The 26,975-nt window shown below is 67.7% G+C and carries 20 protein-coding genes; 3 read left to right on the top strand and 17 right to left on the bottom strand.

What is annotated here, in order from left to right:
• Positions 1-20 precede the first annotated feature (20 nt).
• The gene (locus tag FVA74_RS04655; protein ID WP_240792306.1) at positions 21-1,442 is read right to left on the bottom strand and encodes a glucose-6-phosphate dehydrogenase; all 1,422 of its coding nucleotides are present in this window, start codon (positions 1,440-1,442) and stop codon (positions 21-23) included.
• Positions 1,443-1,575: 133 nt separating this feature from the next.
• On the opposite strand from FVA74_RS04655, the gene FVA74_RS04650 reads away from it, so the two are divergent.
• Positions 1,576-2,421, top strand: a complete 846-nt coding sequence (locus FVA74_RS04650) for an SMP-30/gluconolactonase/LRE family protein (RefSeq protein ID WP_147720763.1) — start codon at positions 1,576-1,578, stop codon at positions 2,419-2,421.
• A 7-nt stretch (positions 2,422-2,428) separates the two neighbouring features.
• On the opposite strand, the gene FVA74_RS04645 is transcribed toward FVA74_RS04650, so the two are convergent.
• From FVA74_RS04645 to FVA74_RS04570, 16 genes are all read right to left on the bottom strand, one after another.
• Positions 2,429-3,469 (bottom strand): NAD(P)H-dependent glycerol-3-phosphate dehydrogenase, encoded by a 1,041-nt coding sequence (locus tag FVA74_RS04645; RefSeq protein ID WP_240792305.1) that lies wholly within the window; start codon positions 3,467-3,469, stop codon positions 2,429-2,431.
• Entirely contained in the window at positions 3,466-4,236 is a 771-nt protein-coding gene (locus tag FVA74_RS04640) for a lysophospholipid acyltransferase family protein (protein WP_370512091.1), read from the bottom strand. The genes FVA74_RS04645 and FVA74_RS04640 overlap by 4 nt, the downstream gene beginning before the upstream one ends.
• Positions 4,237-4,246: 10 nt before the next feature.
• A complete protein-coding gene (gene murA, locus FVA74_RS04635; protein ID WP_370454497.1) occupies positions 4,247-5,572 on the bottom strand; it encodes a UDP-N-acetylglucosamine 1-carboxyvinyltransferase in 1,326 nt (441 codons plus the stop codon).
• A gap of 38 nt (positions 5,573-5,610) precedes the next feature.
• A complete protein-coding gene (gene leuD, locus FVA74_RS04630) occupies positions 5,611-6,225 on the bottom strand; it encodes a 3-isopropylmalate dehydratase small subunit (RefSeq protein WP_147720759.1) in 615 nt (204 codons plus the stop codon).
• Positions 6,225-7,754 carry a 3-isopropylmalate dehydratase large subunit gene (gene leuC, locus FVA74_RS04625; RefSeq protein WP_168220050.1) on the bottom strand — a complete coding sequence of 510 codons (1,530 nt, stop codon included), beginning with the start codon at positions 7,752-7,754 and terminating at the stop codon, positions 6,225-6,227. Before leuC ends, leuD begins: the two co-directional genes overlap by 1 nt.
• Positions 7,755-7,846: 92 nt before the next feature.
• The gene (locus FVA74_RS04620) at positions 7,847-8,521 is read right to left on the bottom strand and encodes an FHA domain-containing protein (protein ID WP_147720757.1); all 675 of its coding nucleotides are present in this window, start codon (positions 8,519-8,521) and stop codon (positions 7,847-7,849) included.
• 62 nt (positions 8,522-8,583) lie between these two features.
• Complete coding sequence (locus FVA74_RS04615) at positions 8,584-10,935, bottom strand: transglutaminase domain-containing protein (protein ID WP_147720754.1); 2,352 nt, start codon at positions 10,933-10,935, stop codon at positions 8,584-8,586.
• The gene (locus tag FVA74_RS04610; protein WP_147720752.1) at positions 10,932-12,170 is read right to left on the bottom strand and encodes a DUF58 domain-containing protein; all 1,239 of its coding nucleotides are present in this window, start codon (positions 12,168-12,170) and stop codon (positions 10,932-10,934) included. Before FVA74_RS04610 ends, FVA74_RS04615 begins: the two co-directional genes overlap by 4 nt.
• A 5-nt stretch (positions 12,171-12,175) precedes the next feature.
• Complete coding sequence (locus FVA74_RS04605; RefSeq protein ID WP_147720750.1) at positions 12,176-13,144, bottom strand: MoxR family ATPase; 969 nt, start codon at positions 13,142-13,144, stop codon at positions 12,176-12,178.
• A gap of 34 nt (positions 13,145-13,178) precedes the next feature.
• Entirely contained in the window at positions 13,179-18,779 is a 5,601-nt protein-coding gene (locus FVA74_RS04600) for an Ig-like domain-containing protein (protein WP_147720748.1), read from the bottom strand.
• Between the two features lie 115 nt (positions 18,780-18,894).
• The gene (locus tag FVA74_RS04595) at positions 18,895-19,647 is read right to left on the bottom strand and encodes a hypothetical protein (protein ID WP_147720746.1); all 753 of its coding nucleotides are present in this window, start codon (positions 19,645-19,647) and stop codon (positions 18,895-18,897) included.
• The gene (locus tag FVA74_RS04590; RefSeq protein WP_147720744.1) at positions 19,644-21,305 is read right to left on the bottom strand and encodes a serine/threonine-protein kinase; all 1,662 of its coding nucleotides are present in this window, start codon (positions 21,303-21,305) and stop codon (positions 19,644-19,646) included. Before FVA74_RS04590 ends, FVA74_RS04595 begins: the two co-directional genes overlap by 4 nt.
• Positions 21,305-22,414 (bottom strand): FHA domain-containing protein, encoded by a 1,110-nt coding sequence (locus FVA74_RS04585; RefSeq protein WP_147720743.1) that lies wholly within the window; start codon positions 22,412-22,414, stop codon positions 21,305-21,307. Before FVA74_RS04585 ends, FVA74_RS04590 begins: the two co-directional genes overlap by 1 nt.
• Before the next feature lie 9 nt (positions 22,415-22,423).
• Complete coding sequence (locus FVA74_RS04580; protein ID WP_240792304.1) at positions 22,424-23,254, bottom strand: PP2C family serine/threonine-protein phosphatase; 831 nt, start codon at positions 23,252-23,254, stop codon at positions 22,424-22,426.
• Positions 23,255-23,326: 72 nt separating this feature from the next.
• Complete coding sequence (locus FVA74_RS04575; protein WP_147720739.1) at positions 23,327-24,379, bottom strand: TerC family protein; 1,053 nt, start codon at positions 24,377-24,379, stop codon at positions 23,327-23,329.
• Between the two features lie 190 nt (positions 24,380-24,569).
• On the bottom strand, positions 24,570-25,775 hold the full coding sequence (locus FVA74_RS04570) for an MFS transporter (RefSeq protein WP_147720737.1): 1,206 nt from the start codon (positions 25,773-25,775) through the stop codon (positions 24,570-24,572).
• Positions 25,776-25,790: 15 nt separating this feature from the next.
• On the opposite strand from FVA74_RS04570, the gene FVA74_RS04565 reads away from it, so the two are divergent.
• Together FVA74_RS04565 and FVA74_RS04560 are read left to right on the top strand one after the other, a co-directional pair.
• Positions 25,791-26,486, top strand: coding sequence for a TIGR00645 family protein (locus tag FVA74_RS04565; protein WP_147720735.1), 696 nt, complete (start codon positions 25,791-25,793; stop codon positions 26,484-26,486).
• A gap of 53 nt (positions 26,487-26,539) precedes the next feature.
• A complete protein-coding gene (locus FVA74_RS04560; RefSeq protein ID WP_187266470.1) occupies positions 26,540-26,962 on the top strand; it encodes a GIY-YIG nuclease family protein in 423 nt (140 codons plus the stop codon).
• Positions 26,963-26,975: the final 13 nt, after the last annotated feature.

Here is a 26,975-nt window from a genome sequence, read left to right as displayed (position 1 = left end):
GGTGGGGCCCGGACAGGTGCCTACGTCGTCGTCCAGCGCTCCGGCCCAAGCGACCCGGCGGGGTACTCCTCGAGGGGCACCTCGTCGCGCCCCCAGGCGTCAAGCACCGGTTCGACGATGCGCCAGCACTCGACGGCCGCGTCATCGCGAACGAAGAGGAGAGGGTCGCCCGCGAAGACGCCCTCGAGCACCTGCCCGTAGGGCCGCAGTTCTGACTCGGGAAGCTTGGTCCCCAGCACCGCGCGGTCGAGCGTGAAGACGTCGCCTGGGCTGTTGACGTCGAACTCGATCTCGAGCGTCTCGGGCGACAGCCCGATGCGCACGCGAGTCGGCGACTCGCGACCGCCGAAGCCCCTGGGGAGGTGGGGCACGGGCTTGAAGGTCACCAGGATCTCGCGGCGCCTGCCCGCGAGCGCCTTGCCCGAGCGCAGGATGAACGGCACTCCCGACCAACGCCAGTTGTTGATCGAGACACGCACCTCCGCCAGCGTCTCGGTGCCGCGTTCGGGGTCGACGCCGGGTTCGTCCACATAGTTCGGCACCTCGCGGCCTTCGATGTTGCCGGCCGTGTAGCGGGCACGCCTCGTGCTGCTCGCGAAATCGCTGTCAATCTCGCTCGCCCGCAGCACGGTCGCGATCGCGTCACGAACATCCCGCTCCCCGAGGCTCGCGGGCGGCTCGAGTGCGACGAGGCCCATCACGAGCAGGAGGTGGCTCTGGATCATGTCGCCCAGCGCGCCGGTCGCGTCGTAGTACCCGGCACGGCCCTCGAGGGTGAGATCCTCGTCGAAGATGATGTCGACGCGGTCGATGTAGCGGTTGTTCCACACGGGTTCGAGCACGAGGTTGGCAAAGCGCAGCCCGAGGAGGTTCACCGCGGTCGGCGCGGCGAGCCAGTGGTCGACCCGGAAGATCTGCTCCTCGGGCACCAGCGCCGCCAGCGTGCGGTTGAGAGTGCGAGCCGACCCGTGGTCGTGCCCGAAGGGCTTCTCGAGCACGAGCCTCGTGCCCTCCGGAAGATCGGCGGGCGTGAGCCCCGCGCAGGCCTCGACCGTGACGGAGGGCGGCAGCGCGAAATACACGGCGACAGGGGTTTCTGCGGCGGCGATCACCTCGGCGAGCGCACCGGATGCCGTGACATCCGCCCGGTGGAACCTTGCGTCCTCCACGATTGCCTGCAGCAGGCCCCTGGTCTCCTCGTCGCTCTCCCCCGCGGTCTCCGCGAAGGACTCTTCCACTCGCTCCTGCCACTGCTCGTCAGACCAGTCGCTCGATCCCACCCCCACAACGGTCAGGGCGTCGAGGCGGTCGCGTGCGACGAGACTCGCGAGCCCCGGCAGGAGCAGGCGGCCCGCCAGGTCGCCCGTCGCGCCCAGGATGATCAGGGTACGGATGCCCGTGGCGTCCGCGGCGCTCGGCTCTGCGACGTTCGGCTCTGCCACGTTCCCTCCTCGGTGGCCGGTACGAGCCGGCCTCAGGCGTCACTGTAGGCTCGCTCGCCAAACTTTCTCACCCCGCAGGGCACTGTGCGACGCTGGGACGACACCGACACCGACACCGCAAAGGAGCCTCCCCATGCAGGCAGAGCAGTTCACCGAACCCCTCGCGTATCACGGCGAGGGGCCCGTCTGGGCTGAGGCGTGGGGCGGCCTGCGCTGGGTCGACATGCTCGCGGGTGACCTGCTGACGACCGACGAGGCCGGCGTGACATCGCGCCGCCACGTCGGCTCGGTGGCTGCGGCGCTACGCCCGCGCGCGGGCGGAGGGGCGATCATCGCCGTCGAACGCGGATTCTGCCTCGAAGCGCCCGACGGCGCCCTCACGCAACTGCCCGAAGTGTGGTCGGATGCCGGCATCCGCATGAACGACGGAGGATGCGACCCGCAGGGGCGCTTCTACTGCGGCACGATGGCCTATGACGCGAGCCCGGGTGCGGCGAAGCTCTACCGCATCGACCCCGACCTCAGCGTGCATACCGTGCTGGAGGGGGCAACGATCTCGAACGGCCTCGAGTGGAGCCCGGATGGTTCCCTCGCTTACTACAACGACACCGACACCCACACCATCTCGGTCTTCGACCACGACCCCGACGCGGGACTCACGGGGCGACGCCCCTTCGTCGTGATGGCAGACGACGAGAACCCCGACGGCCTCACGATCGACGCGGATGGCGGCGTCTGGGTTGCGATGCATGGCGCGGGCGAGGTGCGCCGCTACGCCGCGGAAGGCAGACTCGACGCCGTGGTCTCCGTCGGCGCGCGCCAGACAACGGCCTGCGCCTTCGGTGGCCCGAAGCTTGACCGGCTGTACATCACGACCTCGCGGGAGGACCTCGAACCCGGGGACGACCCGCTCGCCGGATCGCTCTTCGCCGTCGACCTCGGCTTGGTCGGCATGCCCGCCCGCACCTTCGCGGGCTGAGGCACCCCTACTCCCCCTGCGGCAGGCCCGAGTCGGTCGTGAGGTGCGGCGCGATGTCGCGCGGGTTCATCGTGCCGGCGAGCACCTCGGCGACCTGCGAGACGATCGGCATGACGATGTCCTTGGCCTGTGCGAGCTCGAGCACCGGGGCGACGGATGCGAGGCCCTCCGCGGTCTGGTTCATCTGCTTAAGCACGTCGGGCAGCGCGAAGCCCTGCCCGAGCAGCCGTCCGGCCGTGTTGTTGCGCGAGAGCGAGGACTCACACGTCGCGATGAGGTCGCCGAGGCCCGCGAGCCCCGAGAGCGTCGACGCCTTGCCGCCGTAGGCGACCGCGAAGTCGGTCATCTCGACGAGGCCACGCGTGATGATCGATGCCTTGGTGTTCTCGCCGTAGCCGACACCGTCGACGATGCCGATCGCGACGGCGATGAGGTTCTTGAGTACACCGCCGAACTCGGTGCCGATGATGTCCCTGTTGACGAAGGCGCGGAAGTAGGGGGTCGTGGCCAGGAGCGCGACCTTGGTGGCCGTGTCGAGGCTGGCGGAGGCGACGACCGCGGCCGTCGGCTGCTCCTTCGCTATCTCGAGGGCGAGGTTGGGGCCGGATGCGACGGCGATCCGGTTCGCGTCGATGTCGAGCTCTTGGGTGATCACCTCGCTCATGCGCGAGCGGGTGCCCTTCTCGACGCCCTTCATGAGGCTCACGACGATGGCATCCCGCGGGATCAGCGCCCCGAACTCACGGAGGTTGCCGCGCAGCGTCTGGCTTGGGACCGAAAGGAAGACGACCTCGGCACCCTCGAGCGTCTCCTCGATGATGTGGCTCGCCCACAGGCTGCGGGGCAGGTTGATTCCCGGCAGGTAGTCGCTGTTGCGCTTGCTTTCGGCGATCTCGCGGGCGAGCTCCGGGCGGCGTGCCCACAGTGCCACATCGGCGCCGCCATCGGCGAGGATCTTGGCGAAGGTCGTGCCCCAGCTGCCCGCCCCAAGCACGGCGACGCGAGTCGCCCCTGGGACGGGAATGCGGATGGGTCGTGTGCTCGTCAAAAGCGCCCGGTCTCCTTCTGATTGTTCTTGGCCGGATTCCAGCGTTCGGCGGGTGGCGGCTCGTCGCGGAGCTCGGCCAGGAGAGCCGTGATGGCTTCCATGAGCAGGTCGGTCGCCTCGCTCAGCATCGTCGAGGTGATCGGCTTGCCGCGGTAGGCCGAGAGGTCGACGGGATCGCCGATCTTGACCGTGATCGTCTTGCGAGGGAACAGGCTGATCTTGCGCCCGTAGCGCGGCATGACCTTCTGAGTGCCCCAGTGCGCCGCCGGGATGAGGGGAGCATCCGCCTCGAGCGCCATCCGTACGGCTCCCGTCTTGCCGCGCATGGGCCAGAGCGCGGGATCGCGCGTGAGCGAACCCTCCGGGTAGATGACGACTGCGAGCCCCTTCTCGACGAGTGTGCCCGCCGCCTTGAGCGGCTCAGAGCCGCGCACGTTGCTCGAACGCTCGACGGGGATCTGCCCCGAGGCGTGCAGGAGCTTCGCGACGATGGGGTTCTTGAACACCGAGGCCTTCGCGAGAAAGCGGGGCATGCGCCCAAGCTTCCACATGATGACGCCGATCACGACGGGGTCGATCTCGCTGTAGTGGTTCGGCGCGAAGACGAAGGCCCCCTGTTTCGGCATCTTGTCGCCGTCGATGATGCGGTACCGCGCCAGCATGTGCATGGGTGGCAGCAGGAGGAAGGCGAGAAAACGGAAGACGGGAGTCTTCTCCGACCGCGCCCGTGTTCCCGGCGACGCTGCCGGCTGCGAGATATCGCTCACGGTTGCCCGCTCACCCTTCGTAGACGAAGTCGGCACCGAGGGCACCGAGCTTCTCGATGATGTGCTCGTAACCGCGGCTGATGATGCCGATGTTGCTGATGGTCGATCGTCCCTCGGCGCTGAGCGCGGCGATGAGATGGCTGAAGCCACCGCGCAGGTCTGGCACGTGCAGGTCGGCACCGTGCAGCGGCGTCGGCCCGACGATCGTCGCCGCCTGCTCGAAGTCGCGGCGGGCTACCCTGCGCGGGTGGTCGGGCAGGCCCTGCTCGTGCACGACGATGTTCGCGCCCATCTTGCCGAGCGCCTCCGTGAACCCGAAGCGGTTCTCATACACGGTCTCGTGCACGATCGAGGTGCCCTCCGCCTGCGTGAGCGCGACGATGAGCGGCTGCTGCCAGTCGGTCATGAAGCCGGGATGCACATCCGTCTCGATGGTGACGGGCTTGAGCGGTCCACCCGGGTGCCAGAAGCGGATGCCATCTTCCTGCACATCGAATGCGCCGCCGACCTTGCGGAAGACGTTGAGGAACGTCATCATCTCGGACTGGCGGGCACCCTCCACGAAGATGTCGCCCTTGGTCACGAGAGCAGCGCATGCCCAGCTGGCGACCTCGTTGCGGTCGAAGAGCGCGCTGTGCTTGTAGCCGTCGAGTCGGTCGACACCCTCGATGAGGATGACCCGGTTGGGCTCGACCGAGATGATCGCGCCCATCTTCTGCAGGATCGCGATGAGGTCCATGATCTCGGGCTCGATCGCGGCGTTCTTGAGCTCGGTAACACCCTTGGCGCGCACGGCCGTGAGCAGCACCTGCTCGGTCGCGCCAACGCTCGGGTAGGGCAGCTCGATGTCAGCGCCGTGCAGGCCGTCGGGCGCCGTCAGCACGATGCCCTCGTAGCTCTTCTCGACGACCGCCCCGAAGGCGCGGAGCGCGTCGAGGTGGTAGTTGATGGGCCGGTCGCCGATGCGGCAGCCACCAAGGTCGGGGATGCGTGCCTCGCCCAGTCGGTGCAGGAGGGGACCGCAGAAGAGGATCGGGATGCGGCTCGCGCCAGCGTGTGCGTCGATCTCGGCGAAGTGCGCCTTCTCCACGCTGGCGGTGTCGAAGTGCAACTCGCCCGCGGTCGGGCTCGTGACACCGACCCCGTAGACCTCAAGCAGCCCGCGCACGACCTGCACGTCACTGATGTCGGGGACACCGCGCAGCACGCTGGGCGTCTCCCCCAGGAGGGCGGCGACCATGGCCTTCGTCACGAGGTTCTTGGCCCCGCGCACCTGGATGCTGCCGGTCAGCGGCTTGCCACCGTTGATGATGATCTCGTCCGCCGTGAGGCCCACCCGAGCGGCAGCCTTTTGCGAGTCCTTCGTGAGGGCGTTCACTTCGCGACCGCCGCCGTGCGTGCGGGCAATGTCGTGGGGCGCCACTGTGCACGGCGGGATTCGAACTCCGTGATGGCCGGCTCGTCGCGCAGGGTGAGCCCGATGTCGTCGAAGCCCTCGAGGAGTCGCCACCGCGTGTAGTCGTCGATCTGGAAGGACGTCGTGAAGTCCCCCACCGTCACGGTGCGCGCTTCGAGGTCGACGGTCGCCTCGATACCGGGCTCCTCGTCGATGCGTGCCCAGATCGTCTCGGTGTCCTCCTCGGAGATCTGCCCGGCGAGCAGGCCCTGTTTGCCCGCATTCCCACGGAAGATGTCGCCGAAGCGGGGGCTCAGCACGGCGGCGAAACCGAAGTCGCGCAGTGCCCACACGGCGTGCTCGCGGCTCGAGCCCGTGCCGAAGTCAGGGCCCGCGATGAGCACGCGGGCACCCTGGAACTCGGGGCGGTTGAGCACGAAGTCCTCGTCCTGCCGCCAACCGTGGAAGAGCGCATCCTCGAAGCCGGTCTTGGTGACGCGCTTGAGGAACACCGCGGGGATGATCTGGTCGGTGTCGACATTGGAACGCTTGAGGGGCGCTGCGACTCCCGTGATCGTCGTGACTTTGTCCATCAGGCGTTGACCTCACTCATAGCGGAAGGGAACTGGCGCGCGATCGCGTCATAGATCGGGGTGTCGCCGGTGACGGACGAGACGGGGTCGGCAGAACCATCGGATGCCGCGGCGTCCGTGTCGACGTCCTCAAGATCCCACGGGCTCGCAAGCGTGCCGCGCACGGCCGTCGCTGCGGCGACGAGAGGCGATACGAGATGCGTGCGGCCGCCCTTGCCCTGGCGACCCTCGAAGTTGCGGTTCGAGGTCGAGGCGCAACGCTCGCCGGGGGCAAGCTGGTCGGGGTTCATGCCGAGGCACATCGAGCAACCGGCGAAGCGCCACTCGGCGCCGAACTCCGTCACGATCTTGTCGATGCCCTCAGCCTCGGCCTCCAGGCGCACGCGCGCGGAGCCGGGAACGACCATGACGCGAACGTTGTCGGCCTTCTTGCGGCCCTTGATGACGGATGCGAAGGCGCGAAGATCTTCGATGCGGCTGTTGGTGCACGAGCCCATGAAGACGGCGTCGACAGGGATCTGCTTCATGGGCGTGCCCGCCTCGAGCGCCATGTACTCGAGCGCGCGCTCCGCTGCGGCACGCTCGTTGGCGTCGACGATCGTGGCGGGGTCGGGAACCGACTCGCTCAGCGAGACACCCTGGCCGGGGTTCGTGCCCCAGGTCACGAAGGGCTCGAGCTCGTCGGCGTCGAGAAAGACCTCGGCGTCGAACACGGCGTCGTCGTCGGTCTTGAGCGTCTCCCAGTAGGCGACGGCCTCGTCCCAGGCCTCACCCTCCGGTGCGTGCGGGCGACCCTTGAGGTAGTCGTAGGTCGTCTGGTCGGGAGCAACCATGCCGGCGCGGGCGCCGGCCTCGATCGACATGTTGCAGATCGTCATGCGGCCCTCCATCGAGAGCGAGCGGATGGCGCTGCCACGGTACTCGAGCACGTAGCCCTGGCCACCGCCCGTGCCGATCTTGGCGATGACCGCGAGGATGATGTCTTTCGCGGTCACGCCTGGACGCAGCTCACCTTCGACCGTGATCGCCATCGTCTTGAAGGGCTTGAGCGGCAGCGTCTGGGTCGCGAGCACATGCTCGACCTCGCTCGTGCCGATACCGAAGGCCATCGCACCGAAAGCGCCGTGCGTCGAGGTGTGGCTGTCGCCGCAGACGACCGTGATGCCCGGCATGGTGAGGCCGAGCTGGGGACCGACCACGTGCACGATGCCCTGCTCGACGTCGCCGAGCGGGTGCAGGCGCAGACCGAACTCCTCGCAGTTGCGACGGAGGGTCTCGATCTGCGTGCGGCTCGTGACGTCTTCGATCTGCTTGTCGATGTTGAGCGTCGGAGTGTTGTGGTCCTCGGTGGCGATCGTCAGGTCGGGTCGGCGCACGGGTCGACCGGCCATGCGCAGGCCGTCGAAGGCCTGGGGGCTCGTCACCTCGTGCACGAGGTGGAGGTCGATGTAGAGGAGATCCGGATTGCCGTCGTCGCCCTTGACCACGATGTGGTCATCCCAGACTTTCTCTGCCAGCGTCCTGCCCACAGTGGTGCCTTCCTTCTACGTTTCGCGAGCGCGCGAGATCGCACGCGCCCAATCTCGACATTCTACGTCGGCCATGCTCCGAGCGTGCGGAGTCAGCGTCGCTGCAGGCGAATCCCGAACTCTCCGAGATGTAGCACCGCGCCGTCCTCGACAATTCCCGGGGAGCCCGGAACGACATCCACCTCGTCGCCGTTGGCGTAGCTCAGCCACACGCCGTTCGTGGAATCGAGGTCGTGCACCTTGAGCGTGCCTGCGCCGTCGAGTTCGAGCGCCGCGTGGGTCTTGGAGACTGACTTCCGCGGGTCGTCGAGCGGCAGCACCCCGGCGCCCGGCCACGCTGCGGATGCTGCGGGGCCCCGCCCGAGCAGCAGCACCCCAGCGCGGAGTTCCCTGCTCTCGCCTGCCGGGAGCGTCAAGGTCCACGCGGCTCGGCGACTCTGCACGACACGGGTCGCGTCGTCGAGCGGCGCGGCTGTCACCCGGGTCACCTCGTCGACAGGCTCCGCCGTCACGGCTGTCAGTGGGGTGACGGGAAGCCCCGGCACGATGGTCGGCACGAACACAGGCGGCCGTTCGGCGACGGGGGGCTCGGGCCTGCGCGCCTGGATGCGGTAGGTGCCCGAGTCGAAGTCCGCCATCCCGGGGGGAAGGCTGATGAAGTCCGACTCGTTGGTCACGGGAGCTGCGGGCGTGGGCGTGGGCGTGACAGCCTCGGGCGCCCCCGGGGGCGGAGGCGCGACAGCCGGCTCATCGTGCTCGCTCGCCACAGCATCTCCCTCCGGGTAACGGAGCCATGCTAATGCACCCGCGGCAGGCGGCTGCCGAGCGCTCACCGCCGCTCGGTGCCGCCATCCGCCATCCTCTTCGCCCAGTCACGCGCCGACCTGACGCGGTATCGACTCAGGAAGCGGCGCATCCGTGAGACTCCGGCGCGCATGGCCGCGACGGCGGCTTCTGCCTCGTTCCAGGTGCGCTCGGAGCGCTCCGGCTCGACCTCGACGCCGGAGAACACTGCGGCGTCGGTCGCGACGGCGAGCTGCCTGAGCTTGAGTGGCTGCTCCGTCGGTGCCTGCCGTTCGAGCGCCTCCGCGATCCGCAGGCGCGTGCTCGCCCGCGGCACCGAGAAACCGAGCTCCGAGAAGCGGTCGATCATCTCGTCCCACGCGCCAGCCACGCGGTCATGCGGCGCTGTCGCGGAACGTCGACGCCGCATGCGCCTCGCCTTGATCAGGGCGACGATCAGCATGGGCACGAAGACGATCATGGCGGGGACGAGCAGGCTCACCGCGAGCACGTAGACCCAGCCGGGCAGCTCGAAGGGAAGCTCATCGTCTTCCTCGTCGCTCTCCTCCAACTCGACGGGCGAGAGCAGATCCTCGTCGTCGTTGTCCATGCGGGGAGGCTGGCGCACCTGCGGCTGCGGCTCACTGCGCGGCTTCGGCGTCTGGTCCTGCGGGATGTCGGTCTCCTCCGGCGTGGGGTCGAAGGAGACCCACCCGATGCCATCGAACGCGACCTCGACCCAGGCTGAGACGTCGTCGCCCGTCACCTCGATCTGGCCCTCGTCGCCCGTGACCTCCGGCGCGAAGCCCATCACGACGCGGGCCGGATAGCCGAAACTGCGCGCCATGAGCGCGAAGGCGGAGGCGTACTGCTCCTCGTCACCGACCATTTGGTTTCGTTCCAGCAGTTCGGTGATGCGGTCGGCACCGTGCCCGGCCCGCGACGGCACCGTGTCCGAAGCGCGGCCGTGGCTCAGGAAGCCCTGCAGGGCGAGCGCCGAGCGGATGGCTTCGAGCTGCTGGGCGGGCGTCGTCGCCGATGCGGCGAACTCCTGCGCCTTCGTCGTGACGACATCGGGCACGCCCAGCACGGGCGGCAGCTCCACGGAGGCCGCTCCGATGTCTCGCAACTCCTCTGCCGAGAGGGGCTGCTGCACCGTCGCATCGATGCGGTACGAGTCCCCTGCGCCGAGACCGGAGGTCAACACCGCCGTGCCGGTCGCCGCGTTGTAGCGCAGGTTGTCGCGTTCCTCGACGGCGTCGCCGCCGATGAACTCGAGGTCGTCTGCGTAGCCGAGGCTCGGCATCCACACATCGTCGTAGCCGGCCATCGTGAAGACCACGTCGCGGCGCTTGTCGGGGGTTACGAAGCGCTGTTGCGGCAGCGTGCGACCCACGAGCTGGAAGGCACCCGAGCCATCGGTCGCGGTGTCGGGGCCCGTGACGTTCCACAGCTTGCCCGTGAAGGAATCCATGGTGGCCAAGCGGATGCGGTCACCCTGCTGCAGGCCTTCGACCGTGAACATGACATCGTCGGTGACCTGCTTGGTGTAGTGCCGGTAGCCGGAGAGCGGACTCGGATACTCGAGCGGATCGAAGGGCGGTTCAATCTCCTCCCGGAGCACGAAGCGCTGGTCGTTGGGCGGGGCGATCCAGAACCCCGCGCCGCCGCCGAGCAGGATCGCGGCGCCGACGACGACAGCCGTGCCGGCGAGCTTGCGCTTGCGCAACCGCGCCGCTCCCTCGGCCGCGACGCTCGCGCTCCCCTCGCGCCGCCAGCCGAGCCAGATGAGGGCGAGCGTCGCGAAGACCGCACCGCGGGCGCCGGCCTGGAAGGGTTGTTCGGTGCCGATCAGGATGCTCGCGAGGTAGAGCGCGAGCGGGCCGATGAGCGCAATCGCGAACCGCCAGGGGGTGCGAGGCCGGGACGCGAGCCACCGGCAGGCGAGCGTCACGGAGACGATCGAGACGATCCAGGTGGCCGCGTAGGGGACGACGGCAATGTACTGCGGTGCACCGACGGGGGTCGCGAGCGTGAGGATGTCTGCCCAGCCGTAGACCGAGCCGACGGCGACGCTGCCGAGCGACTGGAGGCTCGGCAGCACGCCGAGGATCGACTGCTGCGGCACTGTGAGGGGCGATGCGACGAGGAAGTAGGCGGCGAGTGCGACCAGCGTCGTCGGGATCAACCCGAGCCTGAAGAGTGAGGTGCCGATCGCGGTCGCTGTGCCGAGCACGAGCCCACCGATCGCCGGCAGGAGGAAGTTGTAGCTGCCGAATGAGGGCTCGAAGCCCATGAGTCCGAGCGCCATGAGCACGACGAGCACGGCAATGTCGAACCAGGTGCGGGGGCTCGGCATCCGCAGCCCTTTCCGGTCGTTCGGGGTCTGCGTCGTCATGGCGTCATCCCCCTCACGATCTTCGGCAGGTCGTCGAGGTCACCGATCGTGATCAGCGTGAGTCCCGCGACGGCCGCGAACTTCGGTTCCGCGCCCACCTCGACGCGGAAGGCGACCTGGCTCGTGTCGCTGCCGAAGAGTGACTGGATGCTGCGGAAGTCCGCCGTGGTCATGCGCGAGCCCGCGACGATCATGACGACACTGGGTGCGGGGAGCCGCTTGGTCATCTGCCGCGCGAAGTCGCGCATGGTCTCGAACATCTCGCCGACCGGTTCGATGCGACTCGACGAGTCGAGCATGCTCGTGACGGTCTGCGTGCGCCAGACACCGGACTCACTCACGACATCCATCTGCGTGCCATCGGCGATGACCTGTGAGGCGATCGACGCCGTGACCGACACCGCAAGCTCGAACTCCTCCTCCGAGGCGAAGAGGTCGCGCCGGGTCGCGTGGATCATGGTCAGCTGGGAACGCCTGGTCTCCTCGAACTGGCGCACCATGAGTTGGCCGATGCGCGCGGAGGTGCGCCAGTGCACGTAGCGTCGATCATCCCCCGGCACATAGGGCCGCAGCGCGTGGAACGCGATGTCGTTGCTCGTGATCTTCTTGGAGACCTGGCCTTCCAGGTCACGCACGAGGCCGGCCGCCGTCGGGGCAAGTCGCACGGTCCTCGGATGCACGAAGAGGTCGACCGGGTCGGCCCAGCGCAGTGCGCGACGCATAAGTCCGAGCTGGTCACCCTTCACCGACTCGGCCGGTCCCGCAACGATCACGGCGCGCTTATGGGTCGGCACGGCGAACAGTTCCTCATGCTCCTCGCGCGGCTGCATTGCGGGCAGCTGGAACTCCGCGACACCGCGACCGACCGGAAGCTCCATGCGCGTCGCCGGCAGATTCTTCGTGCCCGTATTGGTGACGAGCATCCTCCCCATCGCCCGCTGCCCCACGACCACGCGCCGCGGGTTCAGCTCGATGTGCACGCCGTAGGACGCCCGACCGAAGAGGAAGAAGGTGCTCACAAGGAGCGCTGCGAGCAGGACGGTGCCGAGGAATGTGAACTCCTGCCATCCGAAGGTCGCGCTCAGCACGAGGGCGAGGATGGCGAGTCCCAGCACGATCCACCCCGCGGAGGTCACGACACCGAGAATGGGCCCGAGGAAACGCCATACGGCGCGCACGATGGGCGCCATGACGGCAACCACCGCGCGCCAGAGGCGCCGGGCCTTGACGAGCACTCGATTCACGCTGCGCGATAGGCGGGCGGCTCGATGCCCACGAGGATCCGCTCGATGACCGCCTCGGCCTTGACCCCCGCGAACTCCGACTCCGGGTCGAGGATGACACGGTGCGCGAGCACGGGAACCGCAAGGTCGCGCACGTCATCCGGCGTCGCGTAGGTTCGGCCGTTGCTGATCGCCCAGGTCTTGATTGCCCGGGCGAGGGCCATCGCCCCACGCATGCTGACACCGAGGATCACGTCACGGTCGGTACGGGTCGCCTCGACGATGTCGCTCAGATAGGCCATGACCGACTCATCGACGTGCACCTCGTTCGCGAGCGCCGTCATGGCGACGATCGACTCGGGCTTGATGATGGGCGACACGAGGGATGCGCGCGCCCTGGTTGCCGAATCCATGAGCAGGGCAACCGAGGTTGCCCGGTCGGGGTAGCCGAGGGTTGTTTTGATGAGGAAGCGGTCGAGCTGCGCCTCGGGCAGCTTGTAGGTGCCGGCCTGCTCCACGGGGTTCTGCGTCGCGATCACGAGGAACGGCGCGCCGACCGGGTGCCCCTCCCCGTCGATCGTGACGATGCCCTCCTCCATGACCTCGAGGAGCGCACTCTGCGTCTTGGGGCTCGCGCGGTTGATCTCATCCGCGAGCACGATCGACGCGAAGATCGGGCCCTTGTGGAACTCGAAGCGGCCCTTCGACTGGTCGAAGATCTGCACGCCGCTCACGTCGGACGGCAGCAGGTCAGGGGTGAACTGGATGCGCGAGGTGGTGCCGTCGAGCGTGTTCGCGAGGGCCTTGGCCAGAACGGTCTTGCCCGTACCGGGATAGTCCTCGAGCAGCACATGGCCGTCGCTTACCAGCGCCGTCAGGACGAGACGGATCACGTGATCCTTGCCCATGATCGCCTTGTCCACGTTGGCGATCAGCTTGTCGAAGGCATCCGCGAACCACGTCGCCTGCTCCTGGGTTACTGGCACTTGTCTTCTCTCAATCTCGGTAAGGCTCGATCGACTAGGGCAAGAAGTCGACTGTGTTGCTTCGGACTCCGTCGACGACGACCCAGGCACGGTTCTCCCCGCAGTACGCGCCCGACGGGCTCGTCGTATAACGGTTACCGGTGAACGTGTAGGTGCGGAAGGGCGTATTGCTGTTGCAGTGCACCTCAAGCGTGTGCGTGCCGCCGGGGAAGTCCGACAGGGTGACGTCGTAGAAGTGGCAGTTGCCGCCCGTGCACCCGGCCGCCCCTGCGCCGACCTTGTTGCCGCGTTCCAGGTGCACAGTTGGGTTCTTCGGCGGTGGCGGCGGCGCATCAATCCGGCCGTTCGCCGGGCCAGCTGGTGCTCCCGCGCCCGCCTTGTTGACGGCGCGCACACTCAGGCTGTAGGTGCCCTCGGAGAGGTTGTTCCTCGTGTACTCGGTGCGCGTGCCGACGCCGGTCCATCCGTTGCCGAAATTCACCTCGTAGCTCAGGTTCGCCTGTCCGCCGGGGCTCGCGCTCACGGCGTTCCAGTGCCACGTGATGCTTCCCGGAGCCACGGAATCGGATACGCGAGCTCCCAGGCCACCCGGTGCAGGGGGCAAACCCTGCGCCGTGAGCGTGCCTGCCGGCGACGTGCCGGTCTGGCTGGACTTGCCGCCCGAGTTCGTCGCGATGACCTGCACGGAGTAGCTGCCCGCGGCGAGGCCCGTGATGGAGCCCGTCGAGGTGCCGGCCGTGTCGTTCCACGGGCGTCCCTCAGCGCTGCCGTTTCGAAGCAGCTGCCAACGGTAGTTCACGCTTCCACCATTCGGGGTCACGTTGTTCCAGGCCGCCGAGACGGCGCCGCCGGGGGCCCACTGGTCGACGACGGAGATCGTGACGCTCGGCGTCGAAGGAGTGCCATAGGGGATCACGGGATTGCTGGGGGTCGACCACGCGCCCGGACCGTGCTCGTTGATCGCCCGCACGGAGAAGGTGTAGCTCGTGCCGTTGTTGAGCCCCGTGATGGTGCACGACGGAGGCGCGCAGGTGCTCGGCGTCGACGCGTTCGGCGAAGCGCTGACCTCATAGCTCGTGATGGGCTTGCCGTTCGACGCGGGAGCCGCGAAGCCGATCGTCACGGTGCCCTCGTCTCCCTGCGTCGGCACGGTCGGCTTCTGCACCTCGTCGGGCACGTCGCTCACCGTGAGCGTGATCGTGCCGTTGACGTGACGGTCGCGGTCTTCTGTCGCGTCTTCGACCGTGTAGATGACCTCGACGACACCGCTTTTGAGCGACGGTGACGGCGTGATCTTCACCGAGGTACCGGTGTGGGAGATCGTCGCGGGTTCACCCGTGTTGGAGACCCGGGCATCCACGATCTTGAGCGGTTCGTTGGTCGATGCGAAGGGGTTGGCGTCGTTCGCGAGAGGCTGCGAGGTGATCGATCCTCCCCCGTCTCCCCCACCACGTTTCATCTCGAGCGTGTCGGAGACGGCGACGGCGAGGGGCTTGGTAGAGCCGACGACCGTCACGTTGATCGTGCCGGGCACCTCGAACTTGTCCCAGCGCAGCGTCACCCCGAGGGTCATGGTCGTCCCCTTCGGGGTATTCCTCGGCACGGTGAGGCTCAGTTCACTGCCACGCAGATTCGCCTCGAGCCCCGAACGCTGGCCGGTGATGTCGGAGTAGGTGACCTCCTGCAGGATCTGCGGGTTCTGGTGCGCCGTCGACGCGCGCAGGTCGATCGTCGTCACCTCGCCGACCTCAACCTGGGGGCTCGGTGTCGTGAACTCTGGCGGCATGTCCCGGAACTCCGGGTCGCCGACCACGATGTTGAGGGTCAGGTTCGCGGTGATGCCCTTGGGGTCGTTGAGGGATGCCCCGTCGGTCACCGTGAAGTTGATCGCGGCGGGCCCGCGGTAGTCGAGGGCGGGCGTGAACCGCAGGGTGTCCTTGTCGACGAAGCTCGACTGGCCGTTGGACTGGATGGCGGTGACGGTCGAGGCATCCGGAATCCAGGCGTCGCGGCCAGAGGGCACCTTGACGATGTCGGCGAGGTCCCATTCGCGGGTCTCGTTCATCGACACGTACTGCACGGGCAGGTTGGGGTCGATGTACGGCGGGTCGTCATAGCCCTCCTCGACCGCGGCGGGCACGAGGATGAAGGCGAGCGCGCTGAGTTCGTCTGCCTCATTCGTCACGCGGTAGGCGATCGCCTGGCGCTTCTCGCCGGGAGTGACCCGAATCTGCCCGTTCCGCTCGAGGAGCGTCGCCGAGTCGGCGTTGGGTCCCTCGACCGACACGACGAGATCGTCGTTGGGGCCGGCCGGGTTGAAGGCATAACCGTCGAGCACATCGACCGTGATGCTCTCCTCGCCAGCGATGTCCTTCGTGAGGATGGGCAGGTCGAGCGCCGTCGGCGGCAGCAGCGGCGCATCCGGGGTCACCTGCACGAGCACATAGCTCATGGCCGAACCGCCGCGGTTGTTGCTCAGCTCATAGCGGATCGTGAAGGACTGCTCCTCCTCCGGGGCCCTGATGACGAGGTAGCGATTCTCGAGCACCTCGGCCTCGATGCCCTCTGGCACGTCGGTCAGCTCCTCAGACACCTCGATGCGTGCGCCCTGCGGGTCGGAGTCGTTCGCCATGAGGTCGACCTGGGCGAGGCGCCCCGGCCGGATGGAGACGCTGTCGGGCACCGCTGTCGGGTCTTGCAGCTCGTCCGGTGGAGGGATGACGGCGATCTTTATCTCGCCGACGCCGGTGGCACCGAAGGCGTCGTAGACCTCGTAGCTGAAGACATCCGTGCCGGAGGCCGCGGGTGACGACTCGTAGTAGAAGTAGTCGGCGCCCGTCTCCGTGACGGTGCCCAACTGCGGGTTGCGCGGAAAGTTCAGGAGCTGCGTGGAATCGCCGTCCGGATCGATGTGGTTGAGGGGGAGGTCGACACGAATCGCGTTGCCCGCCAGCACGCGCGCCACGAGCGGGCGCGGTTCCGGGTCCTGGTTGTTCTCCTCATCCTCGGCAACGACCGTGAAGATGACGGTGGCCGCTGCCGTCTCGCCGAAGGGGTCGAGCACGCGGTAGTCGGCGCGGTACTCCCCCGGCTCGCGCGGCGCCTGGAACCGCACCGTGTTCTGACTCACGAAGGCGATGCCCGCCGACGGCTCCGAGATGAGCTCCGGCGCAAGGAACATGGGCGAGTCGTCCGGATGCGTGTCGTTCTCCAGCACCTCGACCGTCACGATGTCGCCCACCCGCACGCGGGCCGTATCGTTATCGGCCACGGGCGGCTGGTGCTTCGTGAGCGCGGGCACGGGAACCACCGAGACACCGGCGGACGCCGTCGAGACGCCGTCGGAGACCGTGTAGGTGAAGGATGCCTGCGTCGTGAGTGCCGCGGGCGAGGTCACACGGATGCTCGTTGATGCGAGGAGCTCCACGACGAGCCCCTTGGCACGGTACTCGGCCGGCACGCTGACGCTCTGCACCGCGAGCACGCGGCCCGATGGCGAGACATCGTTGGAGAGCACCGAGACGGTGGTTGGTTCCTCGCCGCGCAGGTAGGCGACGTCCTTGACAGCGACGGGCGGCAGATCATCGTCCGCCGGACGCTCGAGCACATTGATGCGCACGATGCCGACGCTCGTCGTTGCCCCCGCGGCCACCGTGTACTTCACGTAGTGGATGCCCGGACTCGACGCAGAGAAGGAGAGGGTGCCGGTGTCGGCGGAGAATCTCGCCGTCGTCGATCCGCCGGGCTCTTCGATCGCGACGAGGCTCAGGGGAGCCCCTGACGGAGAGAGGTCGTTGTCAGTCGGTTTGAGCTCGACGGTCTCGTCGACGAAGGTCTCCGCGAAGTCGGGTGTGCCGACGGGATTGAGGGTGCCGGGTGGCTCGACTGTGACGACAAGGGTGCCCGTGACCGCGGCATCCCGGCCGTCGGTCACCTGGAACACCACCTCCTTCTCGCCCAGCTCCGAGGTCCGGTGCGTGAAGGTCACGATGCCGTCGGGCGTAAAGCGCACGAGGTCACCCGACTTGGGCGAGGCTCCGATGAGGAAGAGGTCGTCACCGTCCGGGTCACGCCAGTTGGTCAGGACGTTGTACTTGACCTCCTGGTTGGCCTCGACGCTCACGCCCCCCAGCCGCACCTCGATCGGCACCTCGTTCGACTCATCGGGAACGACCCGCAGCGTCACGCGCGCCGTATCCGTGCCGCCGCGGCCGTCGTCCACCGTGTAGTTGATCGCGACACTTCCCACGAAACCCGGGGCGGGCGTGAACTGCAACGCCCGCGAGCCATCGATCGGGTCGATGCGCCCCGTCGATTCCGAGATCTGGTCGTACTGCGAGATGACGAGCACGTCGCCGTCAGGGTCGGTGTCGTTGTCGAGCAGGGGAAGGATGGTCGTGCGCCCTGGACGGATGCCGAAGTCGTCGTCGTTCGCCGTCGGCGGCCGGTTGTTCTCGGTGCGCTCGGCGAGCGTGTCTTCGAAGGACTGGATGGCGGACTTCTCGTCGCCGATCTCCTCGGTCTCCTCCTCCTCGGGAGGCGTGACGTCGTCCCAATTGTTGACGAGTCGCATGTTCTCGTCGACGAGCCACACGTTGCCGTTGTCGAGGTCATTGAGCGCGATGACGCTCCTGTTGACCCTGAACTCGAGCCGGCTGCCGCTCGTCGGCTCATCGATCTGCGCGGGGGCGGGCTCCTCGCCATCGCACGCAAGCAGGTAGCGCCCGGGTCCCGCCCACGCGCCGTGCGCGCATCCGTCGAGCGAGACGGGCGCGGCCACCTGCTGTGGCGAAGTCACGGTGGTCTCGACCCCCGCCGCGATCTCCTCGACCTCGCCCGATCCGAGGTTGACCCGCAGGAGGGATCTCCCCGTCGCGACGAGCGCGTGATCGGATGCCGCACTCACCTGCTGCAGGCGAAGCCCGTCCTCCTCGCCGAGGTCGAAGACCTTGCCGTCATCCGTCACCAGTTCATTCGTGGTTTGGTCGAACGCGATGGCTCGGTCGCCCACGGCCGTGAGCTGGAACTCGCCCATCTGGGGGAACTCGCTCTCGACGGGCAGTTCGGCGATCGACTCGAGTCGATACAGCGTCTTCTGCGAGGAGGACACCGCGAGCACGATCCCCTCGCGGCTGACCGTGACGTGGGAGTCCGTGCCCAGTTCTGCGATGGGCGGCTGCGAGACCTGGTTGAACTGCAGGTCGCCGATCGCGGGGATCGCCCAGAGCTCACCGGAGGGCGCGAGGATCGCCAGGACCTCGCCGCCGAATGCCACCTCGGCGCCCTTCGGCACCTCGATCGCCGAGGTCACCTGGGTCGAGGCGGGGTCAACCGACTCGACACGACCGGCGACGGGGTCGTGCATGAAGAGGGTGTCGCCGTGCTGCATGACGTCGAAATCCGAGGTCGACGCGACAACAGAACCGTTGAGCTCGTCGATCTGCCGGTTGAGACGGCCACCCATGAGTTGCTCGCCGTTCGTGACCCACACGTCGCGCGACGCGAGTTCCACGTCAGAGACAGGGAATCCCGGATGCAAGGCCGCGACGGCAAGCGGAACGCCCGCGATGATCGCAAAGACGAGCGTTGACGCGACCGTCTTTCGGGTGCGCGTCGCAAATCGTGGCCGAACCAAGTAACCATCCCCACTGTGATCACGCCAGCCGATGCGCTGATTCCTGACCTGAGTCCGAGAACAATGTACAGCAGATGCACCCCCCAAGTGGGGCAGAGATATGGGTACCTCTCCCCTACTGGCTCGCCGTCTGCTCCTGGCTCGCCGTGTGCTCCTGGCTCGCCGTGTGCTCCTGGTCGTTGCGATCGAGGAGGTAGAGGTCGTCGGCGCTCACGAGCCGTGTCGCGACCGCGTACTCCACGAGGCGCTGCCTGCGGTTCGTCGCCAGCTTGCCTCGCCCGCCACGGAGCCCCGCGACACCGACCTTGTCGAGCTTCTCGCACACGTTGTCGAGCTTGCGGTTGAAGGTCGTGATCGACCAGTGGAGGCGCGCCGCGGCTTCCGCCGACGATGGGATCTCGCCCCGCCCGGGCGACGACTGCCGTAGCACCTGTTCGGCGAGGGCCACGATCAGGAGGCGCTGCGAACTCGTCAGGGGAACAGGCGCAATCGTCGTGGAACCGCCCGAACCAGCAATGGCCGAAGAGGTGTCGAAGTAGTCCGAGGGCCCGTGGACCGAGAACTCGTAGGTGGTCGAGCCGGCGCTGAAGAGCACGGAGAGCTGCGGGAACACGATCGGAAGCCGCGCACCGGGTGCGAGCCAGGCCTGCACCTGCCCCGAGGCATCCGTCACCGTCGCAGAGAGCAGAGTGCCCACATTCGAGAGCCACCACAGGCCGAAGTCCTCGTGGATGCGCAGGAAACGACGGTGCAGATAGGGGTTGTCGTCGATGACAAGGTCGGACTCGCGCCCGACGTGGAAGTCGGAGCCAGGGGCGATGTCGTACCACTCGCCACAGAACTCGACGCGGAGGGGCGAGACGCTCACGAGGGGTAACACCCCGCAAGCGGGTTGGCCGAGCCCTTGCCAGCGCGCACGATGCTGACCTCGACGCAGACGGGTGCATCCGAGGCGCGGTCAACCGTGAACGTGCCCTCCTGCACCTGCCGCACGGGCTCATCGTCGCCGCGGTCGGTGCGCCGCCAGATCATCCTGTCGCCGTCTTGCTCGTCCGGGTTCTCGACGGTGAAGACGACCGCGCCATCGCTCGCCTGGGCCGACACGAGCTCGGGGGTCGGCACGCGATCGACGACGATCGCGGACCCTCCACCCGGACTCGGCGACGTCTTCGGCTCGACGGGAGCGGGCGGGCCCCCGAGCACGATCCCCGCCGTGACCGCGGCCGCGACGAGCACGAGGGCAGCAGCCCCGGCCCAGAGCGCGATGCGGTTGGCCCTCGACGCCTTCGGCTGCGGTGGCGCCTCTGATGCCGTCGCCGGCGCATGAGCCGCAGGCGGGTCGGCAGGGGGTGGCGCCTGCTGGGGACGCCGCACGACCGTCTCGAGTGGGGCGTCTTCGGCGACCGGCGCCGGGGCGGCGGGCACCTGGGCAGTCGGCGCCTGGGCGTGGACGGTCGTCGCTCCCCTCGCGACGGTGGCATCGTCGTCGACAAGCGGCGGCTCAATGGGAACGACCGGCTGCGCCTCGATCGTCGCCACGCCGCGTGCCCGGGTCGCATCCGCATCGTCGTCGCCGCCCTCGCGCACCGCCTCCTCCAGGTGGAGGTTTGGCACGTCGATCGTGGTCGGCGTGTAGCCCAGCTCGAGTTCGACGCGCTGCAGGGCGCGTGCGAACTCGATCGTGCTGGCGAATCGGTCCTCCCTGCGCGTGGCCATGCCCTTCATGAGTACGGCGACGAGGGAGCGCGGCACGTCATCGCGGGCGAGGGGTGTCACGGCACCGCGTTCGATCCGGCCGATGAGGTCGAGGGCCCCGTTGGAGCGCCCGCGGATCTCGAAGGGGGTGTGCCCCGCGAGGAGCGTGTAAAGCGTCGCGGCGAGGGAGAAGACGTCGGCTCTGACATCCGGCTCCGGGTCGTCTTCGAACATCTCGGCGGGCGACCACGGCACCGACATGCCGACGGAGGCGCTGCCGGTCGTGCCCGAGGTGTCGCCCGTGAGCGAGTCGAGGGTCGCGGTGCTCAGCGGCAGTCCGTCGTCGAGTGCCGAGGAGATGCCGAAGTCGGTGAGAGCGGGCCATCCGAAGTCGTTGGTCAGGATGTTCGCGGGCTTGATGTCGCGGTGGAGGATGCCGGCGCCGTGGGCGGTCGCGACGGCGCCCGATACGCGGATGCCCGTACGCAGCACGTCGACGACCGAGAGGGGTTCGCGCTTGTAGCGTTCCGCGAGGCTCGGGCCCGAGCAGTACTCCATGACGAAGTAGGGACGGTCATCAGACGCGACATCCGCGTGGAAGATCGACACGATATACGGATGCGCCGAGAGCTGCGCCATGAGGTTCGCCTCGGCGACGAACGCGGCCCGGTTCGCGGCGGTCAATTCCTCCGTGAGCAGCACCTTGACGGCGACGCGGCGCTTCGGCAGGTGTTGTTCGTAGAGGAAGACGTCACTGAATCCGCCCGAGCCGAGCAGCTTGACGAAGGTGTATCCAGGCAGTTCGGGGGGCGTGGATGGGGCGCGCCGCATCAGGCTCCCTCACGCAGGGTCAGGGTGACGCCGCCCCCGAGGTCGACGAGCGTGCCGACGATGATGGTCGTCGGTTCGCCCTGCCGAAGCTGCTGGGGAGCGCGGCCCGGCAGGACCACCTGGGTGCCGTTGCGCGAATGCAGGTCAGTCACGACGACCGTGTCGCCCTCGACCGCGAACTGCACGTGATTGCGCGAGATGTCCTTGTCGCCGGGAATCGTGACGAGTCGCGGCAGCGCGCCGCCCGACACTTTGTTGGCGCTCGGCGAGCGCCCGACGATGACGGTCTGGTCGAGCGTCTCTACGGTGCCGTTGGAGAGTTCGAGCCGCAGCGTCGCCTGCTGCGGCGGCGCCTCGGGTGGAGTCGCGGATGCCGCGGCACGGCGCTCCGCGCGGAGTCGCCGCAGGTCTCCCGCCACGATCGTCATGCCGTCGTGATCGCCAGCTGCCTGCGCCGCGCCCGGGACCGGCGGATGCTCCGCGGCGTCGCTGCGGTGAATCGTCGCCCCGAGCAGTTCATCGAGCTCCTGCGTCTCAGAGGACTCACCGAGCATGTTGTCGTTCTCTTCGTCCCAGACGTCGGCGACCGTGGTCTCAGGGACCGGCGCGGGTGGCGGCGTAGCGGCCGTCGGAGCCGCCGCCGGTGCCGGTGCGGCGGTCTCCAGGGGCCGTTCGGCGGCCTGGGCATCCGAACTGACCCGAACAGCCGTCACTGCGCCCGCGACGAGGGGAAGCGCGTTCCCCTCGGGGGTGCCGGGCAGCTCGAGTTCGAATCGCGTGTCGCGGCCGAAGAGCATCTCACTCCAGGTCGAGACGCCCGTGCCGTCGAGCGACCGTTCGCCCTCCCGCGACTCCACCCGCAGCTTCGCCGGCCCACGCACGATCGCGCGCAGCTCGCCGGCATCCGACCATGCGAGGAGCGCGAAGGACGGCGTGGCCGAGAAGCCTTTCTCCGTCAGGGTGTCGAGCACGCGTTGGAAACCGCCCTCGAGTGCGTGCCAGAGTTCGGCCACCTGGAGATGCTGACTCGGCTCGACAGCGAGGAGCGTGCCAGACGCAGCGAAGGTCATCCACCCTTCGCCTCCCGGTCGGTACCAGTGCTCTCTCACTCGTCGCTCCTACTTCCTGGGCCGCGTATCCTCGAGATGCTGGGCGAGCCCGCTCTCGTTCGTGTCGTCGTGGTCTGCCGAGACCGTCGCAAGCATCTGTGACTCCACGACGATGACCGACACATTGTCGCGTCCGCCTGCCGCAAGTGCCGCCTCCACGAGACGCTCCGCGACCGTGCTGCCGGAGCCTTCCGGATCGTGGCCCGCGAGGATTTGTGCGATCTGGTCATCGGCGAGCTCGCGACTGAGACCGTCGGAGCAGACGAGGAATGCCTGCTTGCCCGTGACGGGGAGGAGCCACACGTCGACATCAACCTCGTCGTGCACGCCGATCGCGCGCGTGACGACGTTGCGGTGTGGGTGGCTGAGGGCTTCGAGCGTCGTGATCTGCCCCGCATCGAGCAGTTCCTGCACGGCGGAGTGGTCCACGGTCACCTGCTCGAGCGCGCGGCCATCCCAGCGGTAGACGCGGCTGTCGCCGACGTTGAACACCATCCAGCGGTAGCCCGACACGGTCGAGACGAGGACGAGGCCCGTGAGGGTCGTGCCAGAGACGCTGTCCTCCCCCGGCTCCCGCATGGCCATGAGTGCTTCATTGGCCGAGTCGATCGTGGCGACGACGCTCTCGGGGCTCGGTGCATCGACCGTGCCGAGTGTCGAACGGAACGTAGCGACGACGGACTGGCTGGCACGGTCGCCGAAGGAGTGTCCTCCCATGCCGTCGGCCACAAGGAAGACGGGCGGCGCGGCGAGGATGCTGTCCTCATTGAGACGACGAACGTTGCCGACGTCGCTCGCGTAACTGAAGTCAAGGGCGAGCTCGCCCTCGGGGAGTGTCACGTCGTCATTCAACCTGCTCCCCCACCTCCCGCGACCGGTCACCATACGGTAGCAACGTTCGCGCACCCACGCCTATGCGCGACGCTCCGCGTTGTCGTCCTCGTCGTCCTCGTCGTCGTCGTGGAACTTCGGGGCACCGATCGGCATCGCAAGCGGGCTGCGGCGCAGCTTGATGAGGCTCGCGATGGTCGCAATGGCCATCGCGCCGACAATGACGCCGAGCGACATCCACGTGTTAATCACCGGGATCCACTCGATGTGCTGGCCACCGTTGATGAACGGGACCTCGTTCTCGTGCAGGGCATGGAATACAAGCTTCACGCCGATGAAGGCGAGGATGAACGCGATTCCGTACTTCAGGTACACGAGGCGGTCGATCAGGTCGCCGAGGAGGAAGTACAGCTGGCGGAGGCCCATGAGGGCGAAGACGTTCGCGGCGAACACGATGAACGGGCTCTGCGTGATGCCGAAGATCGCAGGAATCGAGTCGATCGCGAAGACGAGGTCGGTCGTGCCGAGCGCGAGGAAGACGATGATGATCGGGGTGAAGACCTTCTTGCCGTCGACGACCGTGCGCAGCTTGCCACCATCGAACTGCTCGGTGATGCTGATGCGCTTGCGGAGGAATCCGATGATCTTGTTCTCCGACTCCTCTTCCTCCTCGTGCCCTGTGAAGGCCTGCTGCCAGGCCGTGTAGAGCAGGAAGAGCCCGAAGATGTAGAAGATCCAGCTGAAGTTCTCAATGAGCGCGGCACCGATGAGGATGAAGATCGCGCGGAGCACGAGCGCGATGATGATGCCCACCATGAGCACCTCCTGCTGGTACTTCCTCGGCACCTTGAACCGCGACATGATGATGAGGAAGACGAACAGGTTGTCGATACTCAGGCTGTATTCGGTCAGCCAACCGGCGATGAACTGTCCGCCATGTTCAGCGTCGCCCAGCATGAACATGAGCGCCGCGAAGATGAGGGCGAGCGTCACGTAGAAGCCAACCCACAGCGAGGACTCCTTGACGGAGGGCACGTGGGGGCGCTTGTAGGCGATGATCAGGTCGAAGACGATGATCGCCGAGAGCACGACGAGCGAGCCGACTTCGAACCAGACAGGCAGGGCGGTTTCCATGGAGTTCCATTCGTGGGAAGGGTACGACAAAGCCCGAAAGTCTCTCCCGCACTCATACCGTGCCACCGCGCCCGGGCCAGCGTAAGTGGTGACCGTATTGACGAGCGCGATATAGGGGCGATGGCCCCAGGGATACTCCCCTTCGCGGCGTCAATGCTACTTGATCACGACGGGGAGACGGTGACGGATGTCACGGCCTCAGCCTGCGCCGCTCCAGCCCGAAGCTCACAGTCGCGATGGCAACCCCGATGAGCGCGAGCACGAGCCCGGCCCAGGCGGGCGAGAGGTAGCCGAACCCGGCCGCGATCGTCGCGCCTCCGATGAATGCCCCAAGGCTGTTGCCGATGTTGAGGGCCGAATGGTTGAGTGCGGCGGCCAGCGCCTTCGCGTCGCCCGCGACATCCATGAGTCGTGACTGCACGGCGGGAGAGATCGCGGACGAGGCGAGGCCGACAAGGAGTGAGCACAGCAGCAGGCCGACCACGTTCCCCGCCGTGAGAGCGAAGCCAAGGAGCGACGTGATCAGGAGCGCGAAGCCCGCATAGAGCGTCTTGCGCAGGTCGATGTCGGCGAGCCAGCCTCCCAGCATGTTGCCGATCGTCATGCCGACGCCGACACCGACAAGCACCCAGGGCACGAGGCCGGAGTCGAGGCCGGCGACGTCTGTGACGACGGGCGCGATGTAGGAGTAGACCGCGAAGAAGCCGCCGAAGCCGATTGCCGCGAGCGCGATCGTCATCCACAGCTGCGGGCGCCGGAACGCGCTGAGCTCGCGCCGGAATGATGCCTGGGCGTCGCCCGGTTGCCAGGGCACAGTCGCAGCGACGGCGAGGAATGTCGCCGCGAAGATGAGCGCGACCACGAGGTAGGCGCTGCGCCAGCCGGCCACCTGCCCGAGCCAGGTGATGGAGGGCACTCCCACGACGTTCGCGATCGTGAGGCCGCTCAGGACGAGTGCGACCCCCTTGCCCCTGTTGCCGGGCCCCATGATGTCGGCGGCAACGATCGACGCGATGCCGAAGTAGGCGCCGTGCGGCAGGGCGGCGACGAAGCGTGCCACGAGCACAAGCCCGAAGGTCGAGAGGAGGGCGGATGCGACGGTGCCGAGCGTGAATGCGGCGAGCAGGAACAGCAGCAGCCGTTTGCGCGGCAGGTGCGCCGTCGACGCGGCGATCGTGGGAGCCCCGACGACGACACCGAGGGCGTAGGCGCTGATGAGCCACCCCGCCTGCGCGATCCCCTCCTCCGGCGAGGCCGCATACAGCTCGGGGAGAAGATCTGCCGCGAGGTTCGGGAGCAGCCCCATGGCCACGAATTCGGTCGCACCGATGCCGAAACCGCCGAGCGCAAGGGAGAGGAGGGCGAGCCGACGGCGCACGGGAGAGAGTTGCTGCACATTTAGAATCGTCGCATGACAGAACCCCGAAGCTTCCGCCCGCAGAGTCCATGGGTTTCGGGAGTCGGGTACCTCATCTTCTTCAGCCGCTGGCTGCAGGCGCCGCTCTACCTCGGGCTCATCATCGCCCAGATCGTCTACGTGATCGTGTTCATGGTGGAGCTGTGGCACCTCGCCGATCACGTACTGAGCGATATGGCGCACATCGACGAGGCCATCATTATGCTCGGAGTCCTCGGCCTGATCGACGTGGTCATGATCGCGAACCTGCTCATCATGGTGATTATCGGCGGCTACGAGACCTTCGTCTCGAAGATCAAGCTCGAGGGGCATCCTGACCAGCCGGAGTGGCTCTCGCACGTCAACGCCAACGTGCTCAAGGTCAAGCTCGCGATGGCCATCATCGGCATCTCGTCGATCCACCTCCTCAAGACCTTCATCGAGGTCGCCGACCTGGGCGGCGAGACCGAGAGCGTCACGGGCAACGTCTACACCGAGTCGGGCGTGCTCTGGCAGGTCGTCATCCACATGGTGTTCATCGTGTCGGCTGTCGCCCTCGCCTGGATCGACAAGATCTCGCACGGGCACCTGACGCCCTCGGCGCAGCAGCGCCCGGGCACGCTGGAACCGGTCGGCCCCACCATGGTCGAGGAGCGCGAAGCACAGGCTCGTCGCTACGAGGAACTGGCGCGGGAACTGCGACAGAGCTGAGCTGGCGCGAGCGGCGCAGCGGTGTCACCAGCTGAGCGTAGGCTCGCCCGGTGATGACCCGAGGGGCGATGCCCGGACCGTGCAACCTGTGCGGCGCCGACAGTGGGCGGCGTGACGACGGCGCTTGGTTCTGCGCGCTGTGCGGGTGGCGCTACGGGGACGCTCCCGACCCTGAGCTCCCGCTCCCCCGCATTGATGTCGTCTATTACCTGCGCTTCGACCGCAGGGTCAAAATCGGCACAAGCGCGCATCCGCGGCGACGCCTCGCCGCCATCCGCCACGAAGAGCTGCTGGCGTTCGAGCCAGGAGACCGCCAGCTCGAGCAGCAGCGGCACCGCGAGTTCGCCGGATGCCGTGAAGGGGGCGAGTGGTTCACGCTGACGCCGGAGCTTGCCGCGCACATCGCCCGACTGCGCGCAGAAGGTGAGCCGTGGACCCTCTATACCCGGTGGCTCAGCGCGAAGCTGCGCGGCTGACAGGCACAAGGAG

Origin of the sequence: Salinibacterium sp. dk2585 (assembly GCF_008001035.1) — a bacterium.
In the GTDB taxonomy this organism is placed as follows: domain Bacteria; phylum Actinomycetota; class Actinomycetes; order Actinomycetales; family Microbacteriaceae; genus Homoserinimonas.
Note: the sequence above shows the minus strand (reverse complement) of the source record. Positions and strands in the feature narration are given on the sequence as shown.